The following is an 18,486-nucleotide window of genomic DNA, read 5'->3' as shown; positions in this document are numbered from 1 at the left end:
CTCCTACAGGGACTTGTGTCAGCTCACGATCTCCAGCATTGACTGCTGACTGCTGCCAAAACTCAAATACTCAACCAACTCCGCCAACGGCAACGGCTTGCTGATCAGATAACCCTGCACCTGATCACAACCAAACCCGCGCAACAGATCCAGCTGCTCCGGCGTTTCCACGCCCTCGGCGACCACTTCCAGATTGAGGTTGTGCGCCAGGTTGATCATCGCGTGCACCAGTTTGCGATTCTCTTCGCGCCCTTCCATTCCGCCGACGAAACTCTTGTCGACCTTCAACAAGGCAATCGGCAGGCTGTTGAGGTGCACGAAGGAGGAAAACCCGGTGCCGAAGTCGTCGAGCGAGAAGCGCACGCCCAGGCGCCCGAGGGCATCCATGGTCTGCTTCACCAGATCGCTGCGGCGCATGACCGCCGTTTCGGTCAGTTCGAATTCCAGCCACTGCGCTTCGACGCCACGTTCGGCAATCAGCCGACTCAGGGTCGAAAGCAACTGACTGTCCTGAAACTGGCGGAACGACAGGTTGATCGCCATGTGCAGCGCCGGCAGACCGAGCTCGCGCAACGCCTGCATGTCGCGCAACGCGCGGGAAATCACCCAGTAACCGAGTGGCACGATCAAGCCGCTTTGCTCGGCCAGTGGCACGAACTCGCTCGGCGGCAACAACCCGCGCTCGGCATGACGCCAGCGCACCAGGGCTTCGAGACCGACGATCTGGCCGTCTTCAAGGTTCAGGCGTGGCTGGTAATGAAGTTCCAGCTCATCGCGGCGCAAGGCCCGGCGCAGCTCGCTTTCGAGGTCGGCCATGCTGCGGGCATTGCGGTTGATGCGTTCGTTGAAGATGTGAAAGGTGCAGCCTTGAGTGCTCTTGGCCTGCTGCATGGCGATGTGCGCGTGCCACATCAACGGATCGGCGCCGGCCTGGGCGCGGGCGTGGGCGATGCCCAGGCTGGAACCGATCAACAGGCTTTCGCCGTCGACCCAATAAGGCTCGGCCAACGCTTCGGTGATGCGTTCGGCCATCCATTCGGCGCGTTGCGGCGCGCGGCGGGTGTCGATCAGCAGGGCGAACTCATCGCTGCCCAGCCGCGCCAGTTGATCGCCGGCCTCGAGCTGGCTTTTCAGGCGCGCGACCACTTGCAGGATCAATCGGTCGCCGGCCTGATGGCCGAGGGCGTCGTTGGCGTGGCGGAAGTTGTCGAGGTCAAGGTGCCCGAGGGCCAGGCCACGGCCGTCGTTTTCCGCCAGTCGCGCGGCCAGCAAGGTCTGGAAGCCCTGGCGGTTGGCGATGCCGGTCAGCGGGTCTTGCTCGGCCAGGCGTTGCAGGGTGTTTTCCAGCACACCGCGCTCGCGCACATGGCGCAGGCAACGGCGCAACATGCCAGGGTCGAGATGATCGCGCACCAGCCAGTCGCTCACGCCATCGGGCGGCAACAGCGGCTCTTGTTCGAGCAGCAACACCGTTGGCAAACTGCAACGGCCGGGCGCCGGCTGAAGGGCCGGGATCGTCAACAACACCGCGCTGCGGTTGTCATCAAACAGAGCGCTGACCGACTCCCAGCTCGGAGCGCTGATGAGCACGGCCGAGCTCCCCATCGGAGCCAGACACTCGCGCAACAACGCTGCCCACGCTGGCTCTTCGGCCAATAGCAGCAAACGCAAGGGTTCGACAGGCGTAGACAAGCTAGCTCCCTAGACTCTGCAATGATGTAGGCGGCGGGCATTATGCCGTGCCGATAACCAATGACCAACGACATCAGTTATCAAACGAGGCATTTGTATCTGGAATTACGAACATTAGTCGCAAATTCGTTGCGCATCCTGCGTGAAAGTAACAAAACCGGCAAATATAGATAGCGCGCTACGTCACAAGTCGGAGAGAGCAGCACAATTCGCTGAGCCTGTTAAAATGCCGGCCCATTTCGTACTGACTCCTGAATTTACGTATGTCCCGACTCAATCCCCGGCAGCAAGAAGCCGTGAGCTACGTCGGCGGCCCTCTTTTGGTGCTCGCCGGTGCAGGCTCCGGCAAGACCAGCGTGATCACGCGCAAAATCGCGCACTTGATCCAGAACTGCGGCATCCGCGCCCAGTACATCGTCGCCATGACCTTTACCAACAAGGCCGCGCGCGAGATGAAGGAACGGGTCGGCACCCTGCTCAAGGGCGGCGAAGGCCGTGGCTTGACGGTGTGCACCTTCCACAACCTGGGCCTCAACATCATCCGCAAGGAACACGTGCGGCTGGGCTACAAACCGGGCTTCTCGATCTTCGACGAGACCGACGTCAAAGCCCTGATGACCGACATCATGCAGAAGGAATACGCAGGCGACGACGGCGTCGACGAGATCAAGAACATGATCGGCTCGTGGAAAAACGACCTGATCCTGCCCGCCGAAGCCCTGGAAAACTCGCGCAACCCCAAGGAGCAGACCGCCGCCATCGTCTACACCCACTATCAGCGCACGCTCAAGGCGTTCAACGCGGTGGACTTCGACGACCTGATCCTGCTGCCGGTGAAACTGTTCCAGGAACACGCCGACATCCTCGAAAAGTGGCAGAACAAAGTCCGCTACCTGCTGGTGGACGAATACCAGGACACCAACGCCAGCCAGTATTTGCTGGTGAAGTTGCTGATCGGCACGCGTAACCAGTTCACCGTGGTCGGTGACGACGACCAGTCGATCTACGCCTGGCGCGGCGCCCGCCCGGAAAACCTGATGCTGCTCAAGGACGACTACCCGTCCCTGAAAGTGGTGATGCTGGAGCAAAACTATCGCTCCACCAGCCGCATCCTGCGCTGCGCCAACGTGCTGATTTCGAACAACCCGCACGAATTCGAAAAGCAGCTGTGGAGCGAGATGGGTCACGGCGACGAGATCCGCGTGATCCGCTGCCGCAACGAAGACGCCGAAGCCGAGCGCGTGGCCGTGGAATTGCTGACCCTGCACTTGCGCACCGACCGGCCGTACAGCGATTTCGCGATTCTGTATCGCGGTAACTATCAGGCCAAGCTGATTGAGCTGAAGCTGCAGCACCACCAGATTCCGTATCGCTTGTCCGGCGGCAACAGCTTTTTCGGACGCCAGGAAGTGAAGGACCTGATGGCCTACTTCCGCCTGATCGTGAACCCGGACGACGACAACGCCTTCCTGCGGGTGATCAACGTCCCACGCCGGGAGATCGGGTCGACGACGCTTGAGAAGCTCGGCAACTACGCCACCGAACGCAAAATCTCGATGTACGCCGCCACCGACGAAATCGGCCTGGGCGAGCATCTGGATGCGCGCTTCACCGATCGCCTGTCGCGCTTCAAGCGTTTCATGGACAAGGTCCGCGAGCAGTGCGCCGGCGAAGACCCGATTTCGGCGCTGCGCAGCATGGTCATGGACATCGACTACGAGAACTGGCTGCGCACCAACAGCTCCAGCGACAAGGCCGCCGACTACCGCATGGGTAACGTCTGGTTCCTGATCGAGGCGTTGAAAAACACCCTGGAGAAAGACGAAGAAGGCGAGATGACCGTCGAGGACGCCATCGGCAAACTCGTCCTGCGCGACATGCTGGAACGTCAGCAGGAAGAGGAAGACGGCGCCGAAGGCGTGCAGATGATGACCTTGCATGCCTCCAAAGGGCTGGAATTCCCTTACGTGTTCATCATGGGCATGGAAGAGGAAATCCTCCCGCACCGCTCCAGCATCGAAGCCGACACCATCGAAGAAGAACGCCGCCTGGCCTACGTCGGCATTACCCGCGCACGTCAGACCCTGGCCTTCACCTTCGCGGCCAAGCGCAAGCAGTACGGCGAGATCATCGACTGCGCGCCCAGCCGCTTCCTCGATGAACTGCCGCCGGACGACCTGGCCTGGGAAGGCACCGACGACACGCCGGTTGAAGTCAAAGCCGTTCGCGGCAATACCGCATTGGCCGATATACGGGCGATGTTAAAGCGCTAGAATTGAGCACTTTTTAACCGACACCTTTTGACAAACTAGGCGCACATGGCGCCAGTAGAGGAACGCTTCATGGAAGCACTGCACCAGAAAATTCGCGAACAAGGCATCGTGCTTTCCGATCAGGTCCTGAAGGTCGACGCCTTTTTGAACCACCAGATCGACCCGGCGCTGATGAAACTGATCGGCGACGAGTTCGCTGCGCTGTTCAAGGACTCGGGCATCACCAAGATCGTCACCATCGAAGCCTCGGGCATCGCTCCGGCAATCATGACCGGCCTGAACCTGGGCGTACCGGTGATTTTCGCGCGCAAGCATCAGTCCCTGACCCTGACCGAAAACCTGCTGTCGGCGACCGTTTACTCGTTCACCAAGCAGACCGAAAGCACCGTGGCGATCTCCCCGCGCCACCTGACCAGCAGCGACCGCGTGCTGATCATCGATGACTTTTTGGCCAACGGTAAGGCGTCCCAGGCGCTGATCTCGATCATCAAACAGGCCGGCGCGACCGTGGCCGGTCTGGGCATCGTGATCGAGAAGTCGTTCCAGGGTGGACGTGCGGAACTGGATGCGCAGGGTTATCGCGTTGAATCGTTGGCTCGCGTGCAGTCGCTGGCCGGCGGTGTCGTGACCTTCATCGAATAACGCCACACCATTTGCCGCGTTATCCCCATTATTGGACTACGCCGCAAACCTTGTAGGAGCCGGCTTGCCGGCGATGAGGCCCTAACATCCAACATTTACGTTGACTGTTACGCCGCCATCGCCGGCAAGCCGGCTCCTACAGTTGTTTTGGGTGGGCTGTTATTGCGCGGTGGCTTTGAGGCCGGTGAGCAGCAGGCGCTGGAACAGGTCTTCTTTCAAGCCCTCGGGATTGGTCAGTTGCATGCGTTCCAGATGCTCGGGAAACGCTGCCGGTTCGGGCGCATCCAGCGCAGCCTTGCCCAACTCCAGAATCTCCGTCAGCTTGAACTTGCTCTTCAACCAGTTCAGCGCCCGCAACAAATCCCGCTCATGCGCGGTGAAATCACTCCCCAGCGGATACTCCGGAAACAACTGCGGATGCCGCGCCTGAATCGCCTGTAAACGTTCCGGTCGGTTGTCGGTAAAACGCGGATCGAGACGAAAATTCTTCGGCAGTTTCCCGGCACTCTGCGCCTGCTCGATCAAGCCGGGCTGGAACCGTGAATCGCTGATGTTCAGCAACGCCTCGATCACTGCCGCATCGGTCTTGCCACGCAAATCGGCGATACCGTATTCAGTAACCACGATGTCCCGCAAATGCCGCGGGATCGTGCAATGGCCGTACTCCCAGACGATGTTGGAACTGACCTCCCCGCCCGACTCGCGCCAGCTTCGCAGCAGCAGAATCGAACGTGCGCCTTCCAGCGCATGGCCCTGGGCGACGAAGTTGTATTGCCCGCCGACGCCGCTGAGGACACGCCCGTCTTCAAGCTGATCGGCCACGCCGGCGCCAAGCAACGTCATGGTGAATACGGTGTTGATGAAGCGCGCATCCAGGCGCTGCAAGCGTTTGAGTTCCTCCTGACCGTACAGCTCGTTGATGTAGCTGATGCGGGTCATGTTGAATTCGAGCCGTTTGCTTTGCGGCAGCTCTCGAAGACGCTCGTAGAAACTGCGCGGCCCGAGGAAGAATCCACCGTGCACCGAAATGCCGTCGGTTTGCGCCGCTTCGTCCAGCGTGCCGGCATTCGCCTGTTGTTGGGTTGGCACATCGGGGTAGACCTTGCGCCGCACGATGCCGGCATCGACCAGCACCAGCAGGCCGTTGACGAACATTTCGCTGCAACCGTAAAGGCCTTTGGCGAACGGTTCCAACCCCCCTTCGCGGCCGATCAACTGCGCCCACTGGCTAAGATTCACATCCGCCAGCAATGCCTGGTAACCGACATTATCCGCTTGCCGCGCCAGCAACGCCGCCGTCAGCGCGTCGCCCATGGCGCCGATGCCGATCTGCAACGTTCCGCCATCGCGCACCAGCGCGCTGGCGTGCAGGCCGATGAAATGGTCCTGGAAACCCACCGGCATGTTCGGCGTCGAGAACAGCGTGGTGTTGTCTTTCTCGTCGACCAGCAGGTCGAAAGTGTCGATGCCAATTTCCGCATCACCGGGCATGTACGGCAAGTCGTTGTGCACCTGGCCCACGAGTAGGACCGTCTCCCCCGCCGCCCTGCGCTTGGCGATCATTGGAAACAGGTCGAGGGTGATGTCCGGGTTGCAGCTCAGGCTGAGGCGATCCGGGTGTTCGGAGTGGCTGGCCACCAGTTGCGCGACCAGGTTCAAACCGGCGGCATTGATGTCCCGCGCGGCGTGGCTGTAGTTGCTGCTCACGTAGTCCTGCTGGGCGGACTCGCTATGAAGCAGGCTGCCGGGCTGCATGAAAAACTGCTGAATATGGATGTTGGGCGGCAGGTTGTCCTTGCGCAGGCCCGCGAGGAAATCCAGCTCCGGATAATCGCCGAATACCCGTTCGATGAAGGGTTCGAGGAAACGCTTCTGCAAGCCGTCGCCCAATGCAGGACGGCCCAGGCACAGCGCGGTGTAGATCGTCAGCTTGCGCTCGGGCAATTGCGCAACGCGTTGATACAGCGCGTTGACGAAGTGGTTGGGTTTGCCCAGACCGAGGGGCAGGCCCATGTGGATATGCGCCGGCAACCGCGCCAGCACCTCATCGACCGCTTGCTCGATAGAACACAGCTGCACCATCTGATCCTCCCTTACATTCCATGAATTGGGGTTGGACCGAGCTTGCCGGGTCTTTGCTGCAATGAACAGTCCCGGAAGCCAACACAAAACCTTGTAGGAGCCGGCTTGCCGGCGATCCAGACGCCGCGGTTAGCCAGACAAACCGTGTGATCGTTCATCGCCGGCAAGCCGGCTCCTACAGGTGAATGGGCACAAAAAAGCCGCCCGGAGGCGGCTTTTTGCTGAAAATGAACGCTTATTTCAAGCCGGACATTTTCTGGATGGCGCCTTTGAGATCGGCGTCGGTGCAGTCTGCACAGGTGCCTTTAGGCGGCATTGCGTTGATCCCGGTAATGGCCTTGGCCAGGATACCGTCGAGGCCACCCTGGTGATCGGCACGTTCTTTCCAGGCCGCTGTGTCACCAATTTTTGGTGCGCCCAACAGGCCAGTGCCGTGGCAAGCGTTGCAATGTTTTGCAATCACCGAGTCAGGCGTCTTGGCATCACCGCCGCCCGCCGAAGCAGCGACTTCCATCCCCTTGCACTCTTGACCCTGAACACAAACTTGGCCAACTGGATCAAGGCGTTTTGCAATATCGTCATTCGTCGCAGCTTGAGCGCTGACAGCCCATAGGGCCAATACGGTTGCTGGTACGGCCAGCATTTTCATAATTAGGTTCACGCGTTCACCCTCAATGGTGGCTAGTCACGCCTACGGCCACGGTTCGCAGGCGGGCGCAAGTATAGCGGTAAGCCCGCCGCACTGAAACAACCCCAAAGTCGAAGGGGTCTTGTTGCGCCGCGGAAAAACCCTTCGGGTGCCGCTGCCGTGCTGGCAGGGCGCCTCTTCTGTTAAAAATTCGCTGGCGTGGCTGCGCTGATTAGTCGCGCCGGCGCGTCGAACGGATTACGGAAACGGTGCGGCTTGGTACTTTCAAAGTAGTAGCTATCACCGGCTTCGAGCACAAAAGTTTCCAGCCCGACTACCAGCTCCAGGCGCCCTTCAACAAGAATCCCGGTTTCCTCGCCCTCATGGGTGAGCATCTCGTCACCGGTGTCGGCGCCTGGCGGGTAGATTTCATTGAGGAAGGCAATGGCGCGGCTCGGGTGAGCCCGGCCGACCAGTTTCATGGTCACTGCGCCATCGGAAATATCGATCAGCTCGTTAGCCTTGTAGACGATCTGAGTCGGTTTTTCCTGCAGGATCTCTTCGGAAAAGAACTCGACCATCGACATGGGAATCCCGCCCAGAACCTTGCGCAGCGAACTGATCGAGGGGCTGACGCTGTTCTTCTCGATCATCGAAATGGTGCTGTTGGTGACGCCCGCGCGTTTGGCGAGTTCACGCTGCGAAAGACCTTTGAGCTTACGGATGGATTGCAGTCGTTCACCGACGTCCAAGCTTGCGCCTCCAGGATTCAGGTTGTAGGAATATTGAGCGTTATCATGGCGACAGCGTTCAGTATTTACAACACTTTGACCTGAATCCTGTTCGGCGAAGCGACTTCTGGTCCGCGCGGTTCGGGTCAAGCCCCGGAATAGAGCAGCGGAACCCGGCGCAGGTTGCAGAAGATCTGATAGGGAATCGTGTCCGCGGCTTCCGCCACGGTGCTGGCCAGCACGTTTTTGCCCCACAACTCGACGGTCGAACCGAGGCCGGCTTGCGGTACATCGGTCAGATCGATGCAGAGCATGTCCATCGACACCCGGCCGATCAACTGGCTGAGCTGCCCGGCGACCATCACCGGCGTACCGGTCGGTGCGTGACGCGGATAGCCATCGGCATAACCCATCGCCACCACGCCAACGCGCATCGGCTTCTGGGTGATGAACCTGGCGCCGTAACCGATCGGCTCGCCGGCCGACAGCTCTTGCACGCAAATCACTTTCGATTCCAGGGTCATCACCGGTTGCAGGCGCGAGGCCACGGCGTTGGCTTCTTCGAAAGGCGTGGCGCCATAGAGCATGATGCCCGGACGCACCCAGTCACTCGGGATCTGCGGCCAGCCGAGCACTGCCGGCGAGTTGCGCAGGCTGACCTCGGCAGACAAACCCTGACGGGCCGCTTCAAACACGGCCACCTGCTCGGCACTGGCTTGACTGTGCAGCTCATCGGCGCGGGCGAAGTGGCTCATCAACACCACTTTCGCGACCTTGCCGCTGGCCAGCAGCCGTTGATAGGCCGACTGGTAATCCTTTGGTTGCAGACCGACCCGGTGCATGCCCGAATCGAGTTTGAGCCAGACCGTGATCGGCTTGCTCAACGCGGCTTTTTCGATGGCTTCGAGTTGCCACAGCGAATGCACCACGCACCAGAAATCATGCTCGACGATCAGCGCCAGCTCATCGGCTTCGAAAAAACCTTCCAGCAACAACACCGGCGCGCGAATGCCTGCCGCACGTAGTTCCAGTGCTTCTTCGATGCACGCCACGGCAAAACCGTCCGCCTCGGCTTCCAGCGCCTGGGCGCACCGCACCGCACCATGGCCGTAGGCATCCGCCTTGATCACCGCGAGGGCCTTGGCCCCGGTGAGTTCACGGGCGATCTGGAAGTTGTGACGCAGGGCTTGAAGGTCGATCAGGGCACGGGCTGGACGCATGGCGGCAGGACTTCTAGGCGGTCATAGGAATAAAAACCGGCGCTGGCTGACGGCGTGAACCGCCAACAGCACCGGGAGAGGGATCTTTCTGACAGGCTTACGGCAGAGCGGCTACAACCGACAGCTCGATCAGGATTTCCGGTTCGCACAGCTTCGATTCAACCGTTGCGCGGGCCGGGGCGACGCCTTTGGGCAGCCACTTGTCCCACACCGCGTTCATGCCTTCGAAGTGCGCGTCGATATCTTTCAGGTAAATCGTCACCGACAGCAAATGGTGCTTGTCGGTACCCGCCATATCCAGCAAACGCTCGATATTGGCGAGGGTTTCGCGAGTCTGCTGTTCAATCCCGGCGTTCATGTCGTCGCCGACCTGCCCTGCCAAATACACCGTACCGTTGTGAGCGACGATCTGACTCATGCGCTCATTGGTGAGCTGGCGCTGGATTGCCATGTTTTGCGGACTCCTGGACTTTGCTGCCATAACGGGAAATATCGAGGCCTTCTGCACTGATCTGCGGCGTTTTCTTCGCCATCAGGTCGGCCAGCAAGCGACCGGAGCCGCACGCCATGGTCCAGCCGAGAGTGCCGTGACCGGTGTTCAGGAACAGGTTGCTGAACGGCGTTGCACCCACAATCGGCGTGCCATCCGGCGTGGTCGGACGCAGACCGGTCCAGAAACTTGCCTGGGCCAGATCGCCGCCCTGAGGATAAAGGTCGTTGACGATCATCTCCAGGGTTTCGCGTCGACGCGGGTTCAGCGACAGGTCAAAACCGGCGATTTCAGCCATGCCGCCGACGCGGATGCGGTTGTCGAAACGGGTGATCGCGACCTTGTAGGTCTCGTCGAGAATGGTCGACGTCGGGGCCATCGCCGGGTTGGTGATCGGCACGGTCAGGGAGTAACCCTTGAGCGGGTAAACCGGTGCCTTGATGCCCAACGGCTTGAGCAGTTGCGGCGAATAGCTGCCGAGTGCCAATACATAGCGGTCAGCGGTTTCCAGCTTGCCGTCGATCCACACACCGTTGATGCGATCACCGGCGTAGTCGAGCTTCTGAATGTCTTGGCCGAAGCGGAATTCCACACCCAGTTTCACAGCCATTTCGGCCAGGCGGCTGGTGAACATCTGGCAATCGCCGGTCTGGTCGTTCGGCAGGCGCAGGGCACCGGCGAGGATATCGGTCACGCTGGCCAGCGCCGGTTCAACGCGAGCAATGCCGGCACGGTCGAGCAGTTCGAACGGCACGCCGGACTCTTTCAATACGGCGATGTCTTTCGCGGCGCCGTCGAGTTGAGCCTGGGTGCGGAACAATTGAGTAGTACCGAGGCTGCGGCCTTCGTAGGCAATGCCGGTTTCGGCGCGCAGTTCGTCGAGGCAGTCACGGCTGTACTCGGACAGACGGACCATGCGCTCCTTGTTCACCGCATAACGGCTGGCGGTACAGTTGCGCAGCATCTGCGCCATCCACAGGTATTGGTCGATGTCGGCAGTGGCCTTGATCGCCAGCGGTGCATGGCGCTGCAACAGCCACTTGATGGCCTTGAGCGGCACACCCGGCGCGGCCCACGGCGAGGCATAACCCGGCGAGACCTGCCCGGCGTTGGCGAAACTGGTCTCCATGGCCGCAGCCGGCTGACGGTCCACCACCACCACTTCGAACCCGGCACGCGCCAGATAATAAGCACTGGTGGTACCGATGACGCCGCTACCCAAGACCATAACGCGCATTTTCATATCCCTCATCGCGGCGTGCCGCTGACGTTTGTAGTACAGACCGTAGATGTGGGCAGTTTAAAAAAGATTAGCCAGTGCATTTCACTATATAAGCACCTATATTTGGCGACAATTCTCGGCAAAAACGCTTTTCACGGAGGCGCATCCCCTATGCGTACCAACACTCAGACCAAACGTGAGCTGGACAAGATCGACCGCAACATCCTGCGGATCCTGCAAGCGGACGGGCGTATCTCCTTCACGGAGCTTGGGGAAAAGGTCGGGCTCTCGACCACGCCCTGCACCGAGCGGGTCCGGCGGCTGGAGCGCGAAGGGATCATCATGGGCTACAACGCCCGGCTGAACCCGCAGCACCTCAAAGGTAGTCTGCTGGTGTTCGTCGAGATCAGCCTCGACTACAAATCCGGCGATACTTTCGAAGAGTTCCGACGCGCAGTGCTGAAACTCCCCCATGTGCTGGAATGCCATTTGGTGTCAGGGGATTTCGACTACCTGGTGAAGGCGCGGATCTCGGAGATGGCTTCTTATCGCAAGCTGCTGGGCGACATTCTGCTCAAGCTGCCGCATGTGCGCGAATCGAAGAGTTATATCGTGATGGAAGAGGTGAAGGAGAGTTTGAGTCTGCCGATTCCGGATTGAAGTTTTTTGCGGCGCTTGTAAGGGCCTCATCGCGAGCAGGCTCACTCCTACAGGGATTTGTGAGCGATATAGATCCCTGTAGGAGTGAGACCGGCTTGCCGGCGATTGAGGCGACTCGGTCTCGACCTAGACCAACACCTGCCGGGTAGAAGCCATGTACTCATGAATCTGCTTCTCCACCCGCGGATGAATCAGCTCCACCGGCCCCCGCCCATTCGGGCACGGCAATGTCTTGGTGGTGCCGAACAGCCGGCAAATCAACGGACGCTCGTCATACACCGTGCAGCCGTTGGGGCCCAAGTGCACACAGTTGAGTTCATCCATCGCCGCATCCTGCTCGGCGCGGGTCTTGCGCGGCAGACGCGACATTTCTTCCGGCGAGGTGGTCACCGGCCCGCAGCAGTCATGGCAGCCGGGCACGCACTCGAACGAGGGAATCTGCTGGCGCAACGTGCGGATTTTCTGACTGTTGCAGCTCATCGAAACGGTGACCCAAAGCGGACTGGAGCGCGATTCTGACGCAAACGCGCCGATCCAGACAGCCACAACCGACCAGTGTTGCCCGCGCCGGAAGGTCCGGCTTATGCTCCGTCAAATTTTCCAAACACAAAAATCAGGATGATGCGCATGAATGCCCGTGCTCAGCACACCGCCTCTTATTACGCCGCCAGCAGCCTGCCGCAGACCGATCATCCGGTGTTGAAAGGCGAGCTGGTAGCCGATGTGTGCGTGGTCGGCGGCGGGTTTTCCGGGCTGAACACTGCGCTTGAGCTGGCGGAACGCGGCCTCAGCGTGGTGCTGCTCGAAGCGCACAAGATTGGCTGGGGCGCCAGTGGCCGTAATGGTGGGCAACTGATTCGTGGCGTCGGTCATGGGCTCGATCAGTTCGCCAACGTGATCGGCACGGACGGTGTGCGTCAGATGAAACTCATGGGGCTGGAAGCGGTGGAAATCGTCCGACAGCGCGTCGAGCGTTTTCAGATCCCTTGCGACCTGACCTGGGGTTACTGCGACCTCGCCAACAAACCCCGCGACCTGGAAGGTTTCGCCGAAGACGCCGAAGAACTGCGCAGCCTTGGTTACCGCTACGAAACACGATTGTTGCAAGCCTATGAAATGCACTCGGTGGTGGGTTCTGACCGCTACGTCGGCGGCCTGATCGACATGGGTTCGGGCCATTTGCACCCACTGAATCTGGCATTGGGCGAAGCCGCCGCTGCACAGCAACTGGGCGCCAGACTGTTTGAGCAATCGGCAGTGACCCGCATTGATTACGGCCCGGAGGTGAAGGTCCATACGGCTCAAGGTTCGGTTCGCGCAAAAACCCTGGTGCTGGGCTGCAACGCCTACCTCAACCAACTCAACCCCGAACTCAGCGGCAAGGTGTTGCCCGCCGGCAGCTACATCATCGCCACCGAACCCTTGAGCGAAGAACAGGCGCATGAACTGCTGCCGCAGAATATGGCGGTGTGTGATCAGCGAGTGGCGCTGGATTACTACCGGCTCTCGGCGGATCGTCGCTTGCTGTTCGGTGGCGCCTGCCATTATTCAGGTCGCGACCCGAAGGACATCGCCGCGTATATGCGGCCGAAGATGCTTGAAGTGTTCCCGCAACTGGCCGGCGCGAAGATTGATTATCAGTGGGGCGGGATGATCGGCATTGGCGCTAATCGATTGCCGCAGATTGGCCGGCTCAAGGATCAGCCCAATGTGTATTACGCCCAGGCTTACTCAGGTCACGGCGTGAATGCCACGCATCTGGCGGGCAAGTTGTTGGCCGAGGCGATCAGTGGTCAGCAGGGTGGCGGGTTCGATCTGTTTGCCAAGGTGCCGCACATGACTTTCCCCGGCGGGAAGCATTTGCGCTCGCCGTTGTTGGCGTTGGGGATGTTGTGGCATCGGCTTAAAGAGTTGGTCTGAGGAATGTGTGGCGTCAGTGATGACGCCTTCGCGGGCAAGCCTCGCTCCTAAAGTTGAACGCACATTCTGTAGGAGCGAGGCTTGCCCGCGAATGGATCGAATGAACGCCACAAACCTCAGATCCGCCAGAAAGGCTTAAGCCCCTCCTCCCGCGCCTGCTCCCGACTCAACCCGACATCCCGCAATTGCTCCGGCGTCAGATCCAGCAACGCCTTGCGCGTGTGCAGACGATGCCAGAACAGACCCCAGCGACTCAGGCCTGACGGTGCGTTGCGCATCAACGCCTCGCGCGTACCGTTGATTTGCCCTGCCGCCAGTTCCTGACTGCGTAACGTCAGCCGCACATCGCTCAAGCCGTTCATTTTGATTGCTCCTGTTTACTTGGGTAGCCAGAGCTTTCATGATGCGCGGACGGCGAAAAGCATTACAGATTCAACCAACCTGTATTAATTCCATACAGATTTGGCGTTTTAGCCTCTGAATTACAATTTTTTGCCTGATCTGTACTGGTTAACCGAATCACTCACACCGAGACTGCGCCATGACCCTTTACGTCAACCTCGCCGAATTGCTCGGCACGCGTATCGAACAGGGCTTCTATCGCCCCGGTGACCGGCTGCCGTCGGTGCGGGCATTAAGCGTCGAACACGGCGTCAGTCTGAGCACGGTGCAGCAGGCCTATCGAGTGCTGGAAGACAGCGGCCTGGCGATGCCGAAACCCAAGTCCGGCTATTTCGTCCCGGTCAGCCGAGACCTGCCGGAACTGCCGGCGATTGGCCGTCCGGCGCAACGTCCTGTGGATATCTCGCAGTGGGACCAGGTGCTGGAACTGATCCGCGCGGTGCCGCGCAAAGACGTGGTGCAACTGGGTCGCGGCATGCCGGACATCACCACGCCAACCATGAAACCGTTGCTGCGCAACCTTGCGCGCATCAGCCGACGGCAGGACATGCCCGGCCTGTATTACGACAACATCCACGGCACCCTCGAACTGCGTGAGCAAATCGCCCGCCTGATGCTCGACTCCGGCTGCCAACTGACGGCCAACGACCTGGTGATCACCACCGGCTGCCACGAAGCGCTGTCCACCAGCATTCGCTCCATCTGTGAGCCGGGCGACATCGTCGCGGTGGATTCGCCGAGCTTTCACGGCGCCATGCAGACGCTCAAGGGCTTGAACATGAAAGCCCTGGAAATCCCCACCGACCCGCTGACCGGGATCAGCCTCGATGCACTGGAACTGGCCCTGGAGCAATGGCCGATCAAGGCCATACAGTTGACCCCCAACTGCAACAACCCGCTGGGCTACATCATGCCGGAATCGCGCAAACGCGCGTTGTTGACACTCGCACAGCGGTTCGACGTGGCGATTATCGAAGACGATGTGTATGGCGAACTGGCCTACAACTACCCGCGACCGCGCACGATCAAATCCTTCGACGAAGACGGCCGCGTCCTGCTCTGCAGTTCGTTCTCCAAAACGCTGGCGCCCGGCCTGCGCATCGGCTGGGTTGCACCGGGCCGCTATCTGGAGCGGGTGCTGCACATGAAATACATCAGCACCGGTTGCACTGCGCCGCAACCGCAGATTGCCATCGCCGAATTCCTCAAGGCTGGTCACTTCGAGCCTCATTTGCGGCGGATGCGCACGCAATACCAGCGCAATCGCGACATCATGATCGATTGGGTTAGCCGCTATTTCCCCGCCGGCACCCGCGCCAGTCGCCCGCAAGGCAGCTTCATGCTGTGGGTCGAACTGCCGGATGGCTTCGACACCCTGAAACTGAACCGCGCCCTGCACGACCAGGGCGTACAGATTGCCGTCGGCAGCATCTTTTCCGCCTCGGGCAAATACCGCAATTGCCTGCGGATGAACTACGCTGCCAAGCCATCACCACAGATCGAAGACGCGGTGCGCAAGGTCGGCGCGGCGGCAATCAAACTGCTGGCGGAAAATGAGAACTTCACCGACTGACCTTTAGCCGAGATCCAGCGTCCATATGTCGACAACTGCCGCCAATCGGACCGATCCCACGTGAGAGTCAGACAGCCCCTACTCGCTCTTCTGCTACTCGCCTCGCTTCTGGGCGGTTGCGCCAGTCTCGATGTTCAACGCGAACCGAGCCAGGCGCTGCCCGCCAGCGCTTCGGCATTCGGTCGATCAATCCAGGCCCAGGCCGCACCCCATGAGGGCAAGTCCGGCTTTCGCCTGCTGTCCAACAGCGGCGAAGCCTTCATGGCCCGCGCCGAACTGATCCGCAACGCCCAAAGCAGCCTCGACTTGCAGTACTACATCGTCCATGACGGCATCAGCACACGGATGCTGGTGGACGAACTGCTCAAGGCTGCCGACCGCGGCGTACGCGTGAGAATCCTGCTCGACGACACCACCAGCGATGGCCTCGACTGGATCATCGCCACGCTGGCGGCGCACCCGCAGATCCAGATCCGCCTGTTCAACCCGCTGCACCTGGGCCGCAGCACCGGCGTGACGCGGACCATGGGGCGGCTGTTCAACCTGTCGCTGCAACACCGGCGCATGCACAACAAGTTGTGGCTGGCGGACAACAGCGCCGCCATCGTCGGCGGTCGCAATCTGGGGGACGAGTATTTCGATGCCGAGCCCAACCTGAATTTCACCGACATCGACATGCTTGGCGTCGGGCCGGTGGCTGAGCAGCTTGGCCACAGCTTCGACCAGTATTGGAACAGTGCGCTGAGCAAGCCGATCGATGAATTTCTGTCGAGCCGTCCGACGCAAAAGGACCTGCAAAACACCCGCACGCGCCTGGAAGAATCACTGGAAGAAACACGCAAGCAGAATCACGCGCTGTATCAACAGCTGATGACTTACACCACAAACCCGCGCATGGATATCTGGCGCCGGGAGTTGATCTGGGCCTGGAACCAGGCGTTGTGGGACGCACCAAGCAAGGTCTTGGCAGACGGCGAGCCCGATCCGCAATTGCTGCTGACCACGCAGTTGGCGCCTGAGCTGAACGGGGTCAGCAAAGAGCTGATCATGATCTCGGCTTACTTCGTACCGGGTCAGCCAGGGCTGGTTTACCTGACTGGCCGCGCCGATGCCGGGGTCTCTGTCAGCCTGCTGACCAACTCGCTGGAAGCCACCGATGTACCGGCGGTGCACGGCGGTTACGCGCCCTATCGCCGGGCGTTGCTGGAACATGGCGTGAAGTTGTACGAATTGCGTCGCCAGCCCGGCGAAGGCGGCGGCAGCGGGCCGCATATTTTCTACGGCAAGCCATACCGGGGTTCCGATTCGAGTCTGCACAGCAAAGCGATGATCTTCGACCAGCAGAAATCCTTCATCGGCTCATTCAACTTCGACCCGCGCTCGCTACTGTGGAACACCGAGGTCGGGGTGCTGGTAGACAGCCCCGAACTCGCTGTCTATGTGCGCAAGGCGGCGCTGGAAGGGATGGCGCCGCCTCTGAGTTATGAGGTGAAGCTGGAAGACGACCGGATCGTCTGGGTGACTGAAGACGACGGCAAAATGCACACATTGACCGATGAACCGGGAAGCTGGTGGCGCCATTTCAATGCGTGGATGAGCAATGCCGTGGGACTGGAGAAGATGCTCTAACAGGCAGCAACACCCCCCCTGTGGGAGCGAGCCTGCTCGCGAAGGCGGTGCGTCAGTCAATACAAATGCTGACTGATACACCGCCTTCGCGAGCAGGCTCGCTCCCACAGGGTTTAGGCGATTAGTTGGCAGTTTGGGGTCAGGCAGGTTCAGCCACCGTGCCGAACGCACCTTGGCGCGACAGCAAAATCACCAGGCCGAACGCACCGGCCGCCATCAACAACGGCAACGCGTGACCGCTGATCCACTGACTGCCGGCGCCAGCCGCCAAAGGCCCGACCAGGCAACCAATGCCCCACAACTGCGCGATATGCGCATTGGCCCGCACCAACGCATCGTCGCGATAACGCTCGCCAATCAGGATCAGCGACAAGGTAAACAACCCACCTGCACTAGCACCGAACAACACCCACAACGGCCAGATCAGCAACGTGTCGATCAGCATCGGAATCGCCAGGCTCGACAGCATCAGCACCACAGCGCAACCGGTGAACAACGTACGTCGCGACAAGCGATCCGCCAGTGCGCCAATCGGCAATTGCAGCAAGGCATCGCCCACCACCACAGTACTGACCATCGCCAACGCGATGTCCGTGGTAAAGCCCTGGCGCAGGCAATAGACCGGCAACAAGGTCAGGATCATCGCCTCGAACGCTGCGAACAGCGCCACGCCCCAGGCAATCGCCGGCAGGCCTCGGCAGAAGCCCCACAAGTCGCTGAAAGTCACACTGCAGGCTTCACTGGTCGGCGCACCGCTACGGCCGAGCAACAGGAACGGTGCCGCCGTCAGCAAGCCGACCCCGACCCAGAATCCATAATCGTGCTCAGTCCCCAGAACACCCAACAACAAAGGCCCGGCCAGCTGACTCAGCGCATAACTACTGCCATACAGCGCCACCAGCCGACCGCGCCATTGCTCGACCACCAACTGGTTGATCCAGCTTTCACCGAGGATGAAGACGAGGGTCAGGATCACTCCGATCATCAGGCGCAACACCAGCCACACCGGATAGCTCGGCAGCAGCGCGAGCAAACCGATGGAGGCCGCTCCGGCCCAAAGACACAAGCGCATCAGATTGGCCGTGCCGAGCCGCGCCGCCAGATGGCTGGAGATCTTCGCCCCCAGCAACACGCCAATCGCCGGCATCGCGGCCATTACGCCGATGGCGAACGAACCGTAACCCCAGCCCTCAAGGCGAAAGGACACCAGCGGCATGCTGACACCCAGGGCCAGGCCGACACTCAAGACAGACGCCAACACGGCGAAATAAGTCGCCCAACGCATGTTCCACGCTCCTGTGGATATTTTATGTACAACACAA

16 protein-coding genes are annotated in these 18,486 nt (G+C 60.3%); 6 read left to right on the top strand and 10 right to left on the bottom strand.

Translation table 11 applies throughout. The features are described from left to right. Window positions 1–18: 18 nt before the first annotated feature. A complete protein-coding gene (locus tag ACYZUC_RS21070) occupies window positions 19–1,692 on the bottom strand; it encodes a putative bifunctional diguanylate cyclase/phosphodiesterase (RefSeq protein ID WP_461990134.1) in 1,674 nt (557 codons plus the stop codon). 263 nt (window positions 1,693–1,955) lie between these two features. On the opposite strand from ACYZUC_RS21070, the gene rep reads away from it, so the two are divergent. Both rep and ACYZUC_RS21060 read left to right on the top strand, forming a co-directional pair. Then, window positions 1,956–3,965: a DNA helicase Rep gene (rep, locus tag ACYZUC_RS21065; protein WP_008030544.1), complete on the top strand. Its 2,010-nt coding sequence runs from the start codon at window positions 1,956–1,958 to the stop codon at window positions 3,963–3,965. Window positions 3,966–4,034: 69 nt separating this feature from the next. After that, entirely contained in the window at window positions 4,035–4,607 is a 573-nt protein-coding gene (locus ACYZUC_RS21060) for a xanthine phosphoribosyltransferase (protein WP_010465159.1), read from the top strand. A gap of 159 nt (window positions 4,608–4,766) precedes the next feature. Here ACYZUC_RS21060 and ACYZUC_RS21055 read toward each other — a convergent pair whose 3' ends face one another. From ACYZUC_RS21055 to dadA, 6 genes are all read right to left on the bottom strand, one after another. Then, window positions 4,767–6,689, bottom strand: coding sequence for an acetyl-CoA hydrolase/transferase C-terminal domain-containing protein (locus tag ACYZUC_RS21055; protein ID WP_461990132.1), 1,923 nt, complete (start codon window positions 6,687–6,689; stop codon window positions 4,767–4,769). A 235-nt stretch (window positions 6,690–6,924) separates the two neighbouring features. Then, window positions 6,925–7,338, bottom strand: a complete 414-nt coding sequence (locus ACYZUC_RS21050) for a c-type cytochrome (protein WP_461990130.1) — start codon at window positions 7,336–7,338, stop codon at window positions 6,925–6,927. Window positions 7,339–7,520: 182 nt separating this feature from the next. Then, the gene (locus ACYZUC_RS21045) at window positions 7,521–8,069 is read right to left on the bottom strand and encodes a cupin domain-containing protein (RefSeq protein WP_007947433.1); all 549 of its coding nucleotides are present in this window, start codon (window positions 8,067–8,069) and stop codon (window positions 7,521–7,523) included. A gap of 125 nt (window positions 8,070–8,194) precedes the next feature. Continuing rightward, entirely contained in the window at window positions 8,195–9,268 is a 1,074-nt protein-coding gene (gene alr, locus ACYZUC_RS21040; protein ID WP_461990128.1) for an alanine racemase, read from the bottom strand. 97 nt (window positions 9,269–9,365) lie between these two features. Beyond that, window positions 9,366–9,719 (bottom strand): RidA family protein, encoded by a 354-nt coding sequence (locus tag ACYZUC_RS21035; RefSeq protein WP_008030554.1) that lies wholly within the window; start codon window positions 9,717–9,719, stop codon window positions 9,366–9,368. Continuing rightward, window positions 9,691–10,995: a D-amino acid dehydrogenase gene (gene dadA, locus ACYZUC_RS21030; RefSeq protein WP_461990126.1), complete on the bottom strand. Its 1,305-nt coding sequence runs from the start codon at window positions 10,993–10,995 to the stop codon at window positions 9,691–9,693. The genes ACYZUC_RS21035 and dadA overlap by 29 nt, the downstream gene beginning before the upstream one ends. Before the next feature lie 156 nt (window positions 10,996–11,151). Here dadA and ACYZUC_RS21025 point away from each other — a divergent pair, with 156 nt between their 5' ends. Then, the gene (locus ACYZUC_RS21025) at window positions 11,152–11,640 is read left to right on the top strand and encodes an Lrp/AsnC ligand binding domain-containing protein (RefSeq protein WP_003177284.1); all 489 of its coding nucleotides are present in this window, start codon (window positions 11,152–11,154) and stop codon (window positions 11,638–11,640) included. A gap of 126 nt (window positions 11,641–11,766) precedes the next feature. On the opposite strand, the gene ACYZUC_RS21020 is transcribed toward ACYZUC_RS21025, so the two are convergent. Beyond that, window positions 11,767–12,120 (bottom strand): YkgJ family cysteine cluster protein, encoded by a 354-nt coding sequence (locus ACYZUC_RS21020; protein ID WP_007947437.1) that lies wholly within the window; start codon window positions 12,118–12,120, stop codon window positions 11,767–11,769. A gap of 147 nt (window positions 12,121–12,267) precedes the next feature. Here ACYZUC_RS21020 and ACYZUC_RS21015 point away from each other — a divergent pair, with 147 nt between their 5' ends. Further along, complete coding sequence (locus ACYZUC_RS21015; RefSeq protein ID WP_461990124.1) at window positions 12,268–13,560, top strand: NAD(P)/FAD-dependent oxidoreductase; 1,293 nt, start codon at window positions 12,268–12,270, stop codon at window positions 13,558–13,560. A gap of 116 nt (window positions 13,561–13,676) precedes the next feature. Here the strand turns inward: ACYZUC_RS21015 and ACYZUC_RS21010 are convergent, their stop codons facing one another. Continuing rightward, a complete protein-coding gene (locus tag ACYZUC_RS21010; protein WP_461990123.1) occupies window positions 13,677–13,922 on the bottom strand; it encodes a DUF1127 domain-containing protein in 246 nt (81 codons plus the stop codon). Window positions 13,923–14,101: 179 nt separating this feature from the next. Between ACYZUC_RS21010 and ACYZUC_RS21005 the strand changes: the two genes are divergently transcribed. Together ACYZUC_RS21005 and ACYZUC_RS21000 are read left to right on the top strand one after the other, a co-directional pair. Next, window positions 14,102–15,535 (top strand): aminotransferase-like domain-containing protein, encoded by a 1,434-nt coding sequence (locus ACYZUC_RS21005; protein WP_461990121.1) that lies wholly within the window; start codon window positions 14,102–14,104, stop codon window positions 15,533–15,535. 60 nt (window positions 15,536–15,595) lie between these two features. Next, window positions 15,596–17,164: a phospholipase D family protein gene (locus tag ACYZUC_RS21000; protein WP_461990119.1), complete on the top strand. Its 1,569-nt coding sequence runs from the start codon at window positions 15,596–15,598 to the stop codon at window positions 17,162–17,164. 139 nt (window positions 17,165–17,303) lie between these two features. Here the strand turns inward: ACYZUC_RS21000 and ACYZUC_RS20995 are convergent, their stop codons facing one another. Next, entirely contained in the window at window positions 17,304–18,449 is a 1,146-nt protein-coding gene (locus ACYZUC_RS20995) for an MFS transporter (protein WP_461990117.1), read from the bottom strand. Window positions 18,450–18,486 lie beyond the last annotated feature (37 nt).

This window comes from Pseudomonas sp. GT1P32, assembly GCF_054897805.1.
Note: the sequence above shows the minus strand (reverse complement) of the source record. Positions and strands in the feature narration are given on the sequence as shown.